The following is a 12,586-nucleotide window of genomic DNA, read 5'->3' as shown; positions in this document are numbered from 1 at the left end:
CCTCCACACTCATCTTTGATTTTATTCGTGGATAGTCACTTTGATCATTTTAACTGGAGTTGTGGGGCGATCGCCTGCACCCGTGGGAGTAGTTTCAATGGCTTTCAATACATCCATCCCTTCAGTAACTCGACCGAAAACAGGGTGTTTAGATTGACCAGGTGTAAACCAATCCAGATAGTGATTGTGGACAGTGTTGATAAAAAACTGGCAACTACCACTATTAGGTCTTCCCGTATTAGCCATAGACAAAGTTCCTGGTTCGTTAGAAAGTTTCCCATCTTCAGGATGCTCATCTTGAATGCAACCATCAGGACTATTACCTGTACCCGCACGAGGAGAGCTAGGATCTTTACTGTAAGGACAACCAAACTGCACCATGAAGTTATTAATCACACGGTGGAAATGTAGACCATCATAAAACTCACTTTTAGCCAATTTGATGAAATTTCCCGCCGTTATGGGCATAACATCGGTAAATAGCTCAAGAGTAATAGTACCAAGGGAAGTTTCTAGAGTTGCGGTGGGATTTGCCATGAATATTGAATTACTAATCTTTGTAATGGGTTGTTTTGTCGCTTCTAGTGTACCTAAAATATTGGCAATAATCTTCACAACTGGAGTTTAGACTAATTTCCCCTCCTGATCCGCAAAAGTCTCTCTAGGCAAGGCTTTAAGGGTTTCCAAGTCATTTTACGTCTTGTAAGTCATCAACCTTAGGGACTTCCAATTAAAAAAATACCCAAAAATTTCTTGTGGTGCGGGACGAATTGCCCGCTAATCATCAAGGACGGGCAGGATGCCCATCCCACAAAATTGGGTAATTTATTTTTTGGTGTTCCCTTATACAGCAAGGGGTTGAGCCTACAAAAAAAGATTTAGTCTAAAGTCCAATTCACAAAAATCCACGCTGAGGTTGTTTTTTCGGCATTTTAATCGGGAAAAGCTAAACCAGTTCTCGGATCTCTGATATATAATCCTAGTGTCAAACTCCGCATTACTTCATCCCAAATCGGGATTAATTGTTCTGCTTGATCTGCCCAATAATCAAAGGTAATTAAACATTGAATATTTGAACCCAAACCCACACAAGTCCGAGAAAAAGCTTCCCTGGGTTCAGCTTGAGTGTCAATAAATTTAATTTCACACCACATAATCCGGGCTGTTTGTCGCTTAACAGTAATCACTTCTCCTCTTTCAATCACATCACGGCTATCATCTTCCATGATTTTCTTCAAAGTGTGTTTAAGGGGAAACAGTGTCCAGTCATTCGGGGGTAAATGATTGTAAGATACCTCTAAACAACAATCATCATCAGGTGGTTTTTTATCCATGAACTTAAAAGATTTTTCTTGTGGTTCAAATACCCAATTTTGGGGAACATTGAAGCGAACCGCGCCTCTCCCAGCTACAAAAATCTTATAATCATCAGGACCTTCCCAATGATGATCTGGGCTTAATTCTAGGGTTTCTTTAATCCATTGAAGATTGCTTTTTTTCCGCTTGGCCATAGTTTTAATAAGGGATTAAATTTTAACTGACATTTATCAAACTTATGTTGGAAATATATTTTTACGTTTCTATTTCCAATCCTACACCATCATAAAGTATTTCTATGGGAAATTCAAATTCAATACTTGATAAAGTGATGATGTCTCCAGTAGTGTAGGGATAGTAAAGCCACATTCTTCCTTCTCCTCGACAGTAACGTTCAACAGATATTTTTTCGGAATCAATCAAGATGTATTCTTGTAAACTAGGCATTGTTAAATAATATCTGAATTTTTCTCCTCTATCTTTATTACTTGTACCAGGAGAAAGAACTTCAACAATCAATTTAGGGTTTTGAATAAATTTGCGGGCATTAAGGTCATCAGGGTGACAACTAACGATAAGATCAGGATAGAAGTATGGGCTTTTAGGGGTAACTTGCACTTTCACATCTGATACATTGACTCGACAACCTCTAGGACGCAGATGTGGATATAGGTTTCTGTAAAGATTGAGAGCAAGATCATTATGGGGAATTGTACCACCAGTCATGGCAAAGACTTCGCCATTGATATATTCATAGCGAATATCCTGGTCAAGTTCCCATGCAAGATATTCTTCAATGGTCATTTTTTGCGGTTGTTGAGGAATGGCTATCATATGAGGATTTTTCTAAGTTTGTTTTGATTATAGCAACTACAATTAGAGTTATTTTCAGGTAAGTTTCGATAAATTATTAAGATTCTTTTCACATTTTGCGGCGCAGATAGTGGTTTAAAATGAGTTTAGGATATTATACTTAGATAAAGTTGCCTTAAACAAAGCTGAAAAATTAAATATTTTCACTAAGTTGAATGTGACGGTTATTTGTGTAAATTAGTTAATTTAACTATCTTATGATGATGAAAAATGAAAAATGGAACACAGAAAATATTCTCAGTCAAAAAGGCAGAATAGTAATTGTCACAGGTTCAAGTAGCGGTATCGGTTATGAAACGGCGCGGGTTTTAGCTAATAAACAAGCATCGGTGATCATTGCGGTTCGTAATTTGGATAAAGGAAATAAGGCGTTGGCGAAAATTATTCAACAGAATAAAGATGCTGATGTTCGGGTAATGGAACTTGATTTGGCGAATTTAGCATCGGTTAAAAATTTCGCAGAAAACTTTCAGAAAAATTATTCACGTTTGGATTTATTGATTAATAATGCGGGTGTGATGATTCCGCCGTATTCAAAAACAAAAGATGGTTTTGAATTACAATTTGGAACTAATCATCTCGGACATTTTGCTTTGACGGGACAACTTTTAAAACTTTTGATTAGCACGCAAGGTTCACGAATTGTCAATGTTTCCAGCGGCGCACATAATTTTGGCAAACTAGATTTCGATGATTTGAATTGGGAAAAGAGAAATTATGCCCAATGGACGGCTTACGGTGATAGCAAACTTGCTAATCTTTATTTTACCTACGAACTCGACCGGAAACTAAAAGAGCAAGGGATAAACACCCTTGTAACTGCTTCACATCCGGGTTGGACTGCAACTGAATTGCAGAGAACGGCGGGTGATGTGATGAAATATCTCAATGGTATCTTTGCTCAAGATATCACAATGGGCGCATTACCAACTCTGCGGGCGGCAATTGAAGAAGGTTTGAAAGGGACGGAATATTTCGGTCCCAATGGATTTATGGAGATAAGTGGCTATCCAGTCAAGGTGGAATCAAATCAGTTATCCAAAGATCGAGCGATCGCTCAAAAACTATGGGTTGTATCAGAACAACTCACCGGCGTGAAATTTGAATTGAATAAAAAGGCATAAAACCCAGGCAAATAAGAAAATGGGCAATGTCTACCATTAACCTAAATTCGAGCCATCTTTTACGCCATTGTGAAGCTTGCCGTGCGATGCCTACGGCGAGCGAAGCGATCGCTCTCAGGTCTATAATAGTTTTCACTCAGACACACTAACCCACTCCACTGAAAACAATGTTGCAGAATATCATCATCTAACCAATCAAATTTTTCTTGTAAAACTCGCTCGGCTAATTTAGTAGCTGTTCTGGAATCTGCACCACTTTCAACTATGACAATAAACTCAATCACTGACTTCTCCTTCTACCACGCAATCTTCACCTTCAGCATCCCAAAATTCACCTGTTGTTAAGGTTTCTTTTGCCCATTCTACATCAGGATATTCATCTAAACGTTTGGAAACTGTGAAACCTGATTTACTATTATTTAATATGTGGACTTGAGAAGGAGCAAGTGCATCAATAATATAAGGGGAATGAGTAGAAAAAATAATTTGCAGGTTGGGATTTTCGGCAATGATTTCTTTGAAAACTGTCATTAACTCACGTTGTGCTTGAGGATGAAGTCCCTGTTCCACATCATCTAATAAAACTAAATTAGGTTGATTAGGATTCATTAATACAGTTAATAATCCTAACGTTAACATTGTTCCATCGCTAATTGCATGGGCTGGAATACGTTCACCTGTATTCATATCTAGCACAATTTCTTGTCCTGTCATTTCCTGAGTTTCTTCATAGGAAATAGGTTTACCGTTAACTTCGATTAATCGCTGACGAATGACTGGAACTTTTGCTCGTTTTATGCCAACTTTGCGGACATTTGGGACAATTCGAGTCAGCTTTTCTTCTATTAATTGAAATTTATCTGGGGCTTCATCACGGAGAAAATCTAAGGTAGGTGCTAATCCTGATCCGTCAAATTCAACTCTTGGTGTGACTTCATCACTGTAAGCTGGTTTTGCAAGATTGTTGGCCACTAATTTTAGGTAAACAATAGGTGGTAAATATTCACGAAATATATGAGGGTATGTAATGTATGTTTCTTTTTCAAAACTATCTTCATTTTCACATATTTTCCATGATGTTTTTGGAATCCAACGTTTACTATTATCCTGCTTCCAGCTATAGGAGATTTCCCAAATATCTTGATTTGGATCTTTCCAAAAACCACTTGCAGTCAAAGACATATATTTTTCCCCAATTTTTGTAAGAAATTGAGGTGAATTTTCATTTATAAATGTTGTTATGAATAATTGAGAATTGACAAGTTTACTTAGATTATGCAATGCTTGTAACACACTTGTTTTACCTGCACTATTTTTTCCTACGAGTCCATGTAATCGGGAACTATCGAAATTGAGTTCTGTAGATTTATGGCTTTTGAAATTATGAAGAATTAGTTTTTCTAGCATATTTTTATAGATCACAATAACTCAGGAATATGTTCATTTTCATAGTTTTCAATTAATGCACCAATAACTTCCATAAGCGATGCAAGAGGATGGGTTTCATCTTCACCAACTTGATCAATGAGAGTATCAAGTATATTAACCAAGTATTCATATTCTGCTTCTGTGTGAGGGACAAAAACATTTTCAGCAATGGATGACCAAGCAGTGATAGTTTGATTGATGTTTAAGGTTTGCATTATTCTTTTCTTGAGGCGTTGCTGATTAAGGGTATGAATTTTAGTCTCACGCAAAGGCGCAAAGACGCACTGAGGTTTGAGTTTTAAAGGTTCAATTTGGGAATTTCATACCTCAATTCAGCAACGCCCTTTTCTTGAATGTACCTCAAAAGCCAAATCTGCACGGTAAAAACACACATCAAACTCTAAAAAGAAGTTCATACGCCCTAATAATAAAGGTACATCATCAGATAAGCACCACGCAAAAACTAAGCGAACAGGCTCAAATGATCCAATCTGGGCAGATACCAGTAAACCTCTTGCCTCTACTGGTGCTAAATTGCCAGCCAATATCACAGAAGTAGTTTGTTCCTCCCAAATTGCACCTAGCTGGATACCTACACTGTATGGCAGAACGTTAACACTTGCGCCAGTATCCAATAAACCGGAAACGTCTACTGATGAGTTACGATAAGTAAGTGTTAATGGTAACTTTGGTAGAGCATCAGGAACACCAAAGGTATCATATCCCTCTGTAAAGGAAAATCTTTGAGTTTTAGTCATTTTACTTTTGTTCGTCGGCTTCTAGTAGTTGGGCAAGTTGATGTGCGGCGGCATGGGAATTAAGCGGTGATAAAATAGAATAGGTTGCTCCCTGTTCTAATGATGGTTCTTCATCCCTAGATAATTCGGAAACTAGAAACTGCATTACTTTTAGTTTGTCGGCACGATTTAGATTTCGCAGGGTGGGAAATAGTTCTATGGCGTTCATGATTTGTAGTTTTAATTTTTCTGATCAGGGATTTATTCTAACATACTCTCTAAAAATAGGAGATAAATTAAACCATTTTACTGAAGTTTTAATAAGCTAACATCAGTTCTGCAACATCTACCTCAGAAAATCCCATTAACTTTCCCACTTGCTTAATGTACATTTTTTCCGTTATGTGAAAATCTCCATCACGCTTTGCAAGTGCGATCAAATCAATTAATAAACCTAAAGCATCATCGGGATCATCGGGATATTTAGCTATTAATGAATAATCTACTTCTATTCTCTGAGAGGATAATAAATTTTTGATTTCCTGAATTTCTGCCGATGTTAAATTAGCATTGGTAATAATCGTCTTGAGATATTCTTTTTCTTGAGGCTCAACACTACCATCAACTTTCATTAAATTAATCAGGGTTTTAATCTTTAATAATTCTAGTCTTTCTCCTGTTATATTATTTGCTTCTATGTCAGATGTAGGAAAAAGATTATCAGTATATTCAATGCTACATTCATTTAATGATTCAGTCTCATCTAATATCTCAATTTCTTTTTCAAATATTTGAATAGCCTTATTACCTACTTGTTTAGTTGAATAGGCTGACCATAAACCCATAGCAGTAGCACCAACTCCAGGTAAATATTTACTAACAATTGATTTCGTTGCACTGTTGACTACATTTCCTGTCAATTGATGAACTATACGTTTAAATATGGACGGGGTTAATTTTCTAGTGATAATTTTACTACCTTGAGCAATAATAACTCTATTTGCTACTGCATTGATGCCGGGGGTAATTAATCCTGTACCCAATGAAGAAATCAAGACACCAGCTAATAGTTCCTTGTTTAAATATTGCTGCTTATCATAAGCTACACCCACATCATAAATCATGGCAATTTGGTTTCGCATGACTGTGATAATTTCTGGAGCAACTGCTAATATTCCCAATGGACCTGCTGGTACTAAATTAGCTGCTACTGATATCCCTCCATTCCGTTTTGCATAACCATTAACAATTGAATTAGCTGATTCTATGGAAGGTCTTTGATCTTGATAAGGATTTTTAGTAAAATAATTACTTCTATCTTGTGCAACTATATCAAATGAAGCGATGATTTTTTCACTAACTTTGTTTTGTCGTTCTTGAATAACTTTATTACTGGTATTTTGTTGGTTGATCATGTATATAGCAATTCCCATTCAATTTGATTTAGGATAATTCTACAGTATAATTTTACTCAGTGTCAAGATTTGATAGTAGCAAATTTATAAACCTTGAATTTCCTCCCGTTCTTCAAAATGAAGCTGTTCTGGAAGTTCAAGCGGCTCACCTTCCCAACTACCTATCACTTCTTCCAAAAATCTACGAGAATATCCTAATTCTTCTGGTGTTTTACTTGCAGATTGTAATGATTTTTCTGCAATACGTTGAAATACAATTACTATTTCTAACTCTTCATTGGCAAATTCATCAGGAAGTTCAACTTTGAGAATTTTATCATTACCAATGTGTGTTTTAATTTTCATACTTTCCATAGACTGATCTCCTGGTTGATTATGTTGTCAGCAGTTTGGATAAAATTTTTGATGGTTGTTCACGAATTAATTATAGAAATTAGTTTAGAAGGTAAAGGAATTTGTTGTTTACCACTACAATAAACAGTTTCTATCCATAACTCTCGCGCTTCATTAATATTTTCTATTGCTTCTTCTAAATTGTCTCCCTGAATCATACAACCTGGTAAGTCAGGAATCATCACTGTATATCCTCCGTCCTCTTCTGGATAAATAGACATGGGATATTTTAAAGACAAATAATATTCTAAAGATAGCATTTTTTCGGCTAGGTGGTTGAGATAATTCTTCATTGACCAGTTATACCACACCTCACAAAAATAATATTCTTGGTTAATCAAACTTAACTCCGTTTATAAACCATTTCCATCCTCAACTTCTCTACCTCAATCTTCAACCGTTCATTCTCCATTTTCAACCACCTGTCATTTTGTTTTGATTATAACAACTACAATTACAACTATTTTGAGTTTATTAAAGTGTGCTTTCATGAAAATTTCGCGCTAAGATGCTCTGAAAGACTCTAATAGACATCTCTGAAAAAGAATCTGAAACTCTGAATCTGTCTAGCTGAAAACCTAATTTCTGGAGAGGTCTAATCTTTAGGTAATGGCAGTTAATTCTGAAATATCTTTATAGATATTTAATATTCCGTAGTGTTGTAGTGAATGATCAGACATAGTAAAATACTGATAAACTTAGTTTTTACAACATCTGGTCAATGAAAACAATCTTAAATTCTCAGCATCCCCTGATACTTAAGTTGGCTGCAAGTATTTTGGTATTTTTATCAGTTTTCGTAACTGGTATAAATTCTGAAAGTTTGGCCGCTGCTGAAAAAGTAACTTTTGCAGCCTATGGTGATATACCTTATTTCGCAAAGTTAGCAGATGGTAGAACTGATGAGCAAGTTTTGATCCAAGATATTGCGCCTAAATTCCGCCAACGTGAAGATATATCCTTTGTGATTCATTTGGGTGATCTTGGTCGTCCCCAGGATACTTGTTATGATACTTGGTTGGAGAAGAATAAGACATTTTGGAAAACCGATATAGTTAAACCTGTGTTTTTTACACCAGGAGATAATGATTGGACTGATTGCGATCGGGAAGGTCTAACTGTTAGAAAATCAGAGTTGGAAAGACTAGACGCAATTAGAAAGGTGTTCTTTAGTAAACCTAAAACCCTCAATCCTGAATGGCGATATGAAGAACAAGCCACTTTACCTGAAAATGAAACTTGGTGGTATAAAGGTGTCCGTTTTGTAACACAACATATCGTCAGCACTGACAATGGACGCACTGAGATACTTCTTGATGATCCTATCAAAGTTAATCAATTAGTTGATGAACGGGATAAAGAGAATGCTATTTGGCTTAATCATGCTTTTGAAATGGCAAAAGATAGCGATACATCGGCTGTAGTTGTAGCGACTCAATTAGATCCTTTTGCTCCTGATGGCAGCACGAATGATGTTTTCAGCAGATGTTTAAATAATCATGCGTATAAAGGATTCTGTGAACAATTGCAGACATTGGCGGCAAATTTAGATAAACCAGTGTTATTGGTTCACGGTGATACTAATGCTTACTGTTATGATCAACCCTTTCCTGTAGGTAAAACTCCGAAATTATGGCGCTTGAATGCACCTGGTGATTTTAAAGTGATTGATGCTTCTTTAATCTCTTTTGATCCTAGCAATTCTAGCAAACCTTTTGAAGTTACCGGACTGTTATCAGGTAAAGAACCTCCTCAAATCTGTGATTACAGTAGATAATAGGTGATTAATTGATGATGCGATATGTGTTAAAAACACAGCGATCGCACATCATATAATTATTTTTGGTGTTGCTGGTTTAGTTTCAGCAACGCCAAAAAATGAAACCACATCACACAAAAATGAGATTCTTAATTAACCAAACTTAACTCCGTTTATAAACCATTTCCATCCTCAACTTCTCCACCTCAATCTTCAACCGTTCATTCTCCATTTTCAACCCTGTATTTTCATCCTTAATCAACTCCACCTCATTCCGTTTACTCAAAGCCTGATTAATTGCCAACTTCCGCATATCTAAAGAAAACCAACGTTGATAAGTTTTCGTATGAATCTGCACACTATGACCCAAATTATCCGCCGCAGCCTTAATAGGAACTCCCAAAATATGCGCTCGAATTGCCCAACCATGACGTAAATCATAGGGTTTAAAATCTAATCCAATTTTTCTAAACCACCAACTCACCCTTTGGATTAAAGCCGTGATTTCTGCATGATTATTTTGGTCTTTTTTACTAATTGCGATCGCCAACATTTCCAAATATTTAGGATTTCTTAAATCAAATTCATCAATCCATTCTTTATATAAAGGCAAGGCTTCTCTTTCACCAGTTTTACAATTTTTATCAACCTTCCAAGTTAAATCTAGATTTTCATCACTTAACCACCAATCAATATGAGGATTAACAAAAAGTTCTCTGGGACGTAAACCAAAAACCGCCAACATTCCATAAGTCCAACGCCAAAGTTGCCAACTATCTTTCACATCTTGATTAACTTGTTTACCTCGATTATTTAGATATTCATCAAACTTGTAAAATCCCGTAACTATGTCCTTATCTGTAGGAACATTGCGGGAATTACTTTCAGGAACTTTAGAATAATTAGTTAAATTAATCTCTATTTTAAAAAGTTGGCAAAATACAGAAATAGCCCTCACCGCATTATATTTAGCCCATTCCTTATCTATCTTATCAATCGCATTAATCAAAACTTCCCCAATTGCCAAATCATCAGCATTTGTATAACGCTTAATTCGAGAAAAATAATAGAAAAAAGTATGTTCACTTTTATTCGTGCGTTTATGGGTTTTAAAATATTCCTCCTCAAACCTTGCCAATAACTCACCAATAGTTATTAACTCCTTTTTAATTGTCTCATTTCCCAAATATTTATCATTCCAAATAAAACTTTTTCTAGCAATTAACTTTCCTAATTCATAAGCTTCCTCTTCAGCAGTTTTCAGTCCATCAAAGTTAGCAGGAATATTCAAAGTGATATTGTATTGTTTTCTTCCCGTTCCCCTTGTATCCTCATCTCCCGGTTTAATGGGTAAAGTTGCCCGTAATTGCAGACATCCGTTTGATTCCCGAATTGTTACTCTGGTTTTTGCAGACTTCAAACGCAGATTTACCTGTTCCAATTCCCATAGTAGCTGTTCTTTCATAATCCTTGGCGTTGCTGATTAAGAATATGAATTTATTTCACGCAGAGACGCAGAGGCACAGAGAAATTTAATTTTTCCTTTGCGTGAGACTTATTCTGAATCTTTCAGACTATATTTAGAGTAAAAATAAATCAGTTAATTGCAAACATAGTTTATCGCTGACATTGCTCACTGCAAACATAGCGAAATTAAATAGTGACGAAACCCACCTATTCCTTCGGAACGCTACGCAAACTTGGGTTCAAAAGTCTTGATTTTTCATTACTCCACGCCGGTGGACTTTGTTTGTGTAGTAGCGATTTGGCGTTGCTGATTAAGGGTATGAATTTTAGTCTCACGCAAAGGCGCAAAGGCGCAAAGACGCAAAGGTAAGAGTTTTAAAGGTTCAATTTGGGAATTTTATACCTCAATTCAGCAACTCCCGATTTCTAATCGCCGAAAACTTTTAAAACATCCTCCTAAATAAATTGGGTAGGCATCGGCAATATAATATTAAGAATTAATAATGGAATCACAAGTATCACAAATCACTGTACCCAGGTTATGCTAAAATCTGTCTGGGGAGGATTTTGTAGTATAAGATGCTTTAATCCTATGAATCTATCTGGTACTGAGTTAAAAAAATTAGTGAATGCCATCATTAGTGCTTATCCCACTCAAGAGGATTTAGCAATGATGGTTCAGTTTGAATTAGCAGAAAATTTAGAGGCGATCGCTGGAGGTGGCAATCTCACCCAGTTAGTATTTAATCTAGTGACAAAATGGGCAATTCCTAGAGGCAAAATCTCGCGTCTAATTATAGCAGCTTATGAAACTAATCCGGGTAATCCTGAACTCAAAGAATTTTATGAGTCTATGGTTATCAAGAAAAGGTTTATTGTAGATTCTGCCATCAAGAAACCAGACTTTGGACCCGATATTAACTGGCGTGGAGAAACCGATGAAATTCAACTCCAAAGTTGGCTACAACCTCAACCAGATTATTGGGATGTGGGATTTTTAAAAGGAGCGATCGCCCAATCATCTTCAGTTTGTCGTATTGAAATTCTCTATCGTAACATCATGGGAACAGGAGTTTTAATTACTCCTAATAAAGTCTTAACTAATTATCATGTTTTAAAATATAGTGAAGAAGATAACCTAGAAAATAATGCTTTAAATGCCATTTTAAAATTTGGCTGCTTAACTTCAGATAATGGTTTAGAAACACAAGGTAAATCTTTTCAATTAGATAGAGAAAACCCAATCTTATGCTCTAGTAAAACAGAAGATTTAGATTATGTTTTATTACAAGTAGAATCGAAAATTACTCAAGCAACAGACATTAAACCTGCTCGTTGGGATGGTCAAAAATTACCTATGGAAAAGATGGGAATCAGTGTCCTACAACATCCTGAAGGAGACTCAATGAAATTATCAGTTAGTCAAGATGGTATTACCGGAGTTTATCAAAATAGCGGTTTAGTTCAATATGTGAATAAAACGGCCGTAGGATCAAGTGGTTCACCTTGTTTCGATGAAAATTGGTATTTAGTAGCTTTACATCATGCCCAAAAAGCGAAAACTTTTGGCTCAATTAGAGAGGGTATTTTATTTGCTAGTATTTATCAAGAAATTAAAGATTTTTTAAATTAATTTAAGGAGTTAATATGGGACGGAGAATTATTACCAGTCAACTACAAGCTAAAGGCGAAGAAGCAAAATTAGACGGCTATTTTGATAAATTAATTAAGTATATTCCCACTGAAATTGTCGGTGGTTGGATTGCAATTATAGGACTAATTAGAGGTGCTAGTAACATACCCACAAATACTATATTATGGATTTTATTCATTATCTTTACTGGACTAACTGCTCTTTATATTCTCAATCAAACTTTTGAATCTAAAAAGCCTCTAGCAATTAAACAAACGATCATTTCTACTATAGCTTTTATTGTTTGGGTATTTGCTTTAGGAAAACCTTTTGATTCTTTGAGTTTTTATAATCCTGTTTATGGATCAATTTTGTTGATTTTGTATAATTTAACTATTCCTTTGATTAATCCTGTTGAAGAGAGTAAGAAAAATTAATTT

General features: G+C 35.7%; 16 protein-coding genes. 4 read left to right on the top strand and 12 right to left on the bottom strand.

All coding sequences use genetic code 11. The features are described 5' to 3' along the window. Nucleotides 1-21 precede the first annotated feature (21 nt). The 3 genes from HEQ36_RS00305 to HEQ36_RS00295 all read right to left on the bottom strand — a co-directional run bounded on the left by HEQ36_RS00305 (nt 22) and on the right by HEQ36_RS00295 (nt 2,151). Complete coding sequence (locus tag HEQ36_RS00305; RefSeq protein WP_234413222.1) at nt 22-615, bottom strand: peptidylprolyl isomerase; 594 nt, start codon at nt 613-615, stop codon at nt 22-24. A 317-nt stretch (nt 616-932) separates the two neighbouring features. Then, entirely contained in the window at nt 933-1,511 is a 579-nt protein-coding gene (locus tag HEQ36_RS00300) for a hypothetical protein (protein WP_053540120.1), read from the bottom strand. A gap of 61 nt (nt 1,512-1,572) precedes the next feature. Beyond that, nucleotides 1,573-2,151, bottom strand: coding sequence for a Uma2 family endonuclease (locus HEQ36_RS00295; protein ID WP_053540119.1), 579 nt, complete (start codon nt 2,149-2,151; stop codon nt 1,573-1,575). Nucleotides 2,152-2,393: 242 nt separating this feature from the next. On the opposite strand from HEQ36_RS00295, the gene HEQ36_RS00290 reads away from it, so the two are divergent. Then, a complete protein-coding gene (locus tag HEQ36_RS00290; protein ID WP_053540118.1) occupies nt 2,394-3,314 on the top strand; it encodes an SDR family NAD(P)-dependent oxidoreductase in 921 nt (306 codons plus the stop codon). A 59-nt stretch (nt 3,315-3,373) separates the two neighbouring features. Here HEQ36_RS00290 and HEQ36_RS00285 read toward each other — a convergent pair whose 3' ends face one another. From HEQ36_RS00285 to HEQ36_RS00250, 8 genes are all read right to left on the bottom strand, one after another. Next, on the bottom strand, nt 3,374-3,598 hold the full coding sequence (locus tag HEQ36_RS00285; RefSeq protein ID WP_053540117.1) for a hypothetical protein: 225 nt from the start codon (nt 3,596-3,598) through the stop codon (nt 3,374-3,376). After that, a complete protein-coding gene (locus HEQ36_RS00280; protein ID WP_168636828.1) occupies nt 3,591-4,721 on the bottom strand; it encodes an AAA family ATPase in 1,131 nt (376 codons plus the stop codon). The genes HEQ36_RS00285 and HEQ36_RS00280 overlap by 8 nt, the downstream gene beginning before the upstream one ends. An 11-nt stretch (nt 4,722-4,732) precedes the next feature. Then, complete coding sequence (locus tag HEQ36_RS00275; protein ID WP_053540115.1) at nt 4,733-4,957, bottom strand: hypothetical protein; 225 nt, start codon at nt 4,955-4,957, stop codon at nt 4,733-4,735. A gap of 117 nt (nt 4,958-5,074) precedes the next feature. Continuing rightward, the gene (locus tag HEQ36_RS00270; RefSeq protein ID WP_053540114.1) at nt 5,075-5,500 is read right to left on the bottom strand and encodes a hypothetical protein; all 426 of its coding nucleotides are present in this window, start codon (nt 5,498-5,500) and stop codon (nt 5,075-5,077) included. A gap of 1 nt (nt 5,501) precedes the next feature. Then, on the bottom strand, nt 5,502-5,708 hold the full coding sequence (locus HEQ36_RS00265; RefSeq protein WP_053540113.1) for a hypothetical protein: 207 nt from the start codon (nt 5,706-5,708) through the stop codon (nt 5,502-5,504). 88 nt (nt 5,709-5,796) lie between these two features. Then, nucleotides 5,797-6,894, bottom strand: coding sequence for a TerB family tellurite resistance protein (locus tag HEQ36_RS00260; protein ID WP_168636827.1), 1,098 nt, complete (start codon nt 6,892-6,894; stop codon nt 5,797-5,799). 84 nt (nt 6,895-6,978) lie between these two features. Beyond that, on the bottom strand, nt 6,979-7,248 hold the full coding sequence (locus HEQ36_RS00255) for a hypothetical protein (RefSeq protein ID WP_053540111.1): 270 nt from the start codon (nt 7,246-7,248) through the stop codon (nt 6,979-6,981). 59 nt (nt 7,249-7,307) lie between these two features. Then, the gene (locus HEQ36_RS00250; RefSeq protein WP_233455564.1) at nt 7,308-7,628 is read right to left on the bottom strand and encodes a type II toxin-antitoxin system HicB family antitoxin; all 321 of its coding nucleotides are present in this window, start codon (nt 7,626-7,628) and stop codon (nt 7,308-7,310) included. A 380-nt stretch (nt 7,629-8,008) separates the two neighbouring features. Between HEQ36_RS00250 and HEQ36_RS00245 the strand changes: the two genes are divergently transcribed. Further along, the gene (locus tag HEQ36_RS00245) at nt 8,009-9,064 is read left to right on the top strand and encodes a metallophosphoesterase (protein ID WP_053540110.1); all 1,056 of its coding nucleotides are present in this window, start codon (nt 8,009-8,011) and stop codon (nt 9,062-9,064) included. 145 nt (nt 9,065-9,209) lie between these two features. Here the strand turns inward: HEQ36_RS00245 and HEQ36_RS00240 are convergent, their stop codons facing one another. After that, a complete protein-coding gene (locus HEQ36_RS00240) occupies nt 9,210-10,511 on the bottom strand; it encodes a site-specific integrase (protein WP_053540109.1) in 1,302 nt (433 codons plus the stop codon). A 594-nt stretch (nt 10,512-11,105) separates the two neighbouring features. On the opposite strand from HEQ36_RS00240, the gene HEQ36_RS00235 reads away from it, so the two are divergent. Beyond that, on the top strand, nt 11,106-12,146 hold the full coding sequence (locus HEQ36_RS00235) for an effector-associated domain EAD1-containing protein (RefSeq protein WP_168636826.1): 1,041 nt from the start codon (nt 11,106-11,108) through the stop codon (nt 12,144-12,146). Between the two features lie 14 nt (nt 12,147-12,160). After that, a complete protein-coding gene (locus tag HEQ36_RS00230) occupies nt 12,161-12,583 on the top strand; it encodes a hypothetical protein (protein WP_168636825.1) in 423 nt (140 codons plus the stop codon). Nucleotides 12,584-12,586: the final 3 nt, after the last annotated feature.

Origin of the sequence: Anabaena sp. 54, from assembly GCF_017355725.1 — a bacterium.
Lineage (GTDB): Bacteria > Cyanobacteriota > Cyanobacteriia > Cyanobacteriales > Nostocaceae > Dolichospermum > Dolichospermum heterosporum.
Note: the sequence above shows the minus strand (reverse complement) of the source record. Positions and strands in the feature narration are given on the sequence as shown.

Excerpts from the sequence above, each read along its gene's own strand:
- HEQ36_RS00300 (WP_053540120.1), bottom strand. The coding sequence starts at position 1,511 with ATGGCCAAGCGGAAAAAAAGCAATCTTCAATGGATTAAAGAAACCCTA.
- HEQ36_RS00295 (WP_053540119.1), bottom strand. The coding sequence starts at position 2,151 with ATGATAGCCATTCCTCAACAACCGCAAAAAATGACCATTGAAGAATAT.
- HEQ36_RS00290 (WP_053540118.1), top strand. The coding sequence starts at position 2,394 with ATGAAAAATGAAAAATGGAACACAGAAAATATTCTCAGTCAAAAAGGC.
- HEQ36_RS00280 (WP_168636828.1), bottom strand. The coding sequence starts at position 4,721 with ATGCTAGAAAAACTAATTCTTCATAATTTCAAAAGCCATAAATCTACA.
- HEQ36_RS00275 (WP_053540115.1), bottom strand. The coding sequence starts at position 4,957 with ATGCAAACCTTAAACATCAATCAAACTATCACTGCTTGGTCATCCATT.
- HEQ36_RS00270 (WP_053540114.1), bottom strand. The coding sequence starts at position 5,500 with ATGACTAAAACTCAAAGATTTTCCTTTACAGAGGGATATGATACCTTT.
- HEQ36_RS00265 (WP_053540113.1), bottom strand. The coding sequence starts at position 5,708 with ATGAACGCCATAGAACTATTTCCCACCCTGCGAAATCTAAATCGTGCC.
- HEQ36_RS00260 (WP_168636827.1), bottom strand. The coding sequence starts at position 6,894 with ATGATCAACCAACAAAATACCAGTAATAAAGTTATTCAAGAACGACAA.
- HEQ36_RS00255 (WP_053540111.1), bottom strand. The coding sequence starts at position 7,248 with ATGGAAAGTATGAAAATTAAAACACACATTGGTAATGATAAAATTCTC.
- HEQ36_RS00245 (WP_053540110.1), top strand. The coding sequence starts at position 8,009 with ATGAAAACAATCTTAAATTCTCAGCATCCCCTGATACTTAAGTTGGCT.
- HEQ36_RS00240 (WP_053540109.1), bottom strand. The coding sequence starts at position 10,511 with ATGAAAGAACAGCTACTATGGGAATTGGAACAGGTAAATCTGCGTTTG.
- HEQ36_RS00235 (WP_168636826.1), top strand. The coding sequence starts at position 11,106 with ATGAATCTATCTGGTACTGAGTTAAAAAAATTAGTGAATGCCATCATT.
- HEQ36_RS00230 (WP_168636825.1), top strand. The coding sequence starts at position 12,161 with ATGGGACGGAGAATTATTACCAGTCAACTACAAGCTAAAGGCGAAGAA.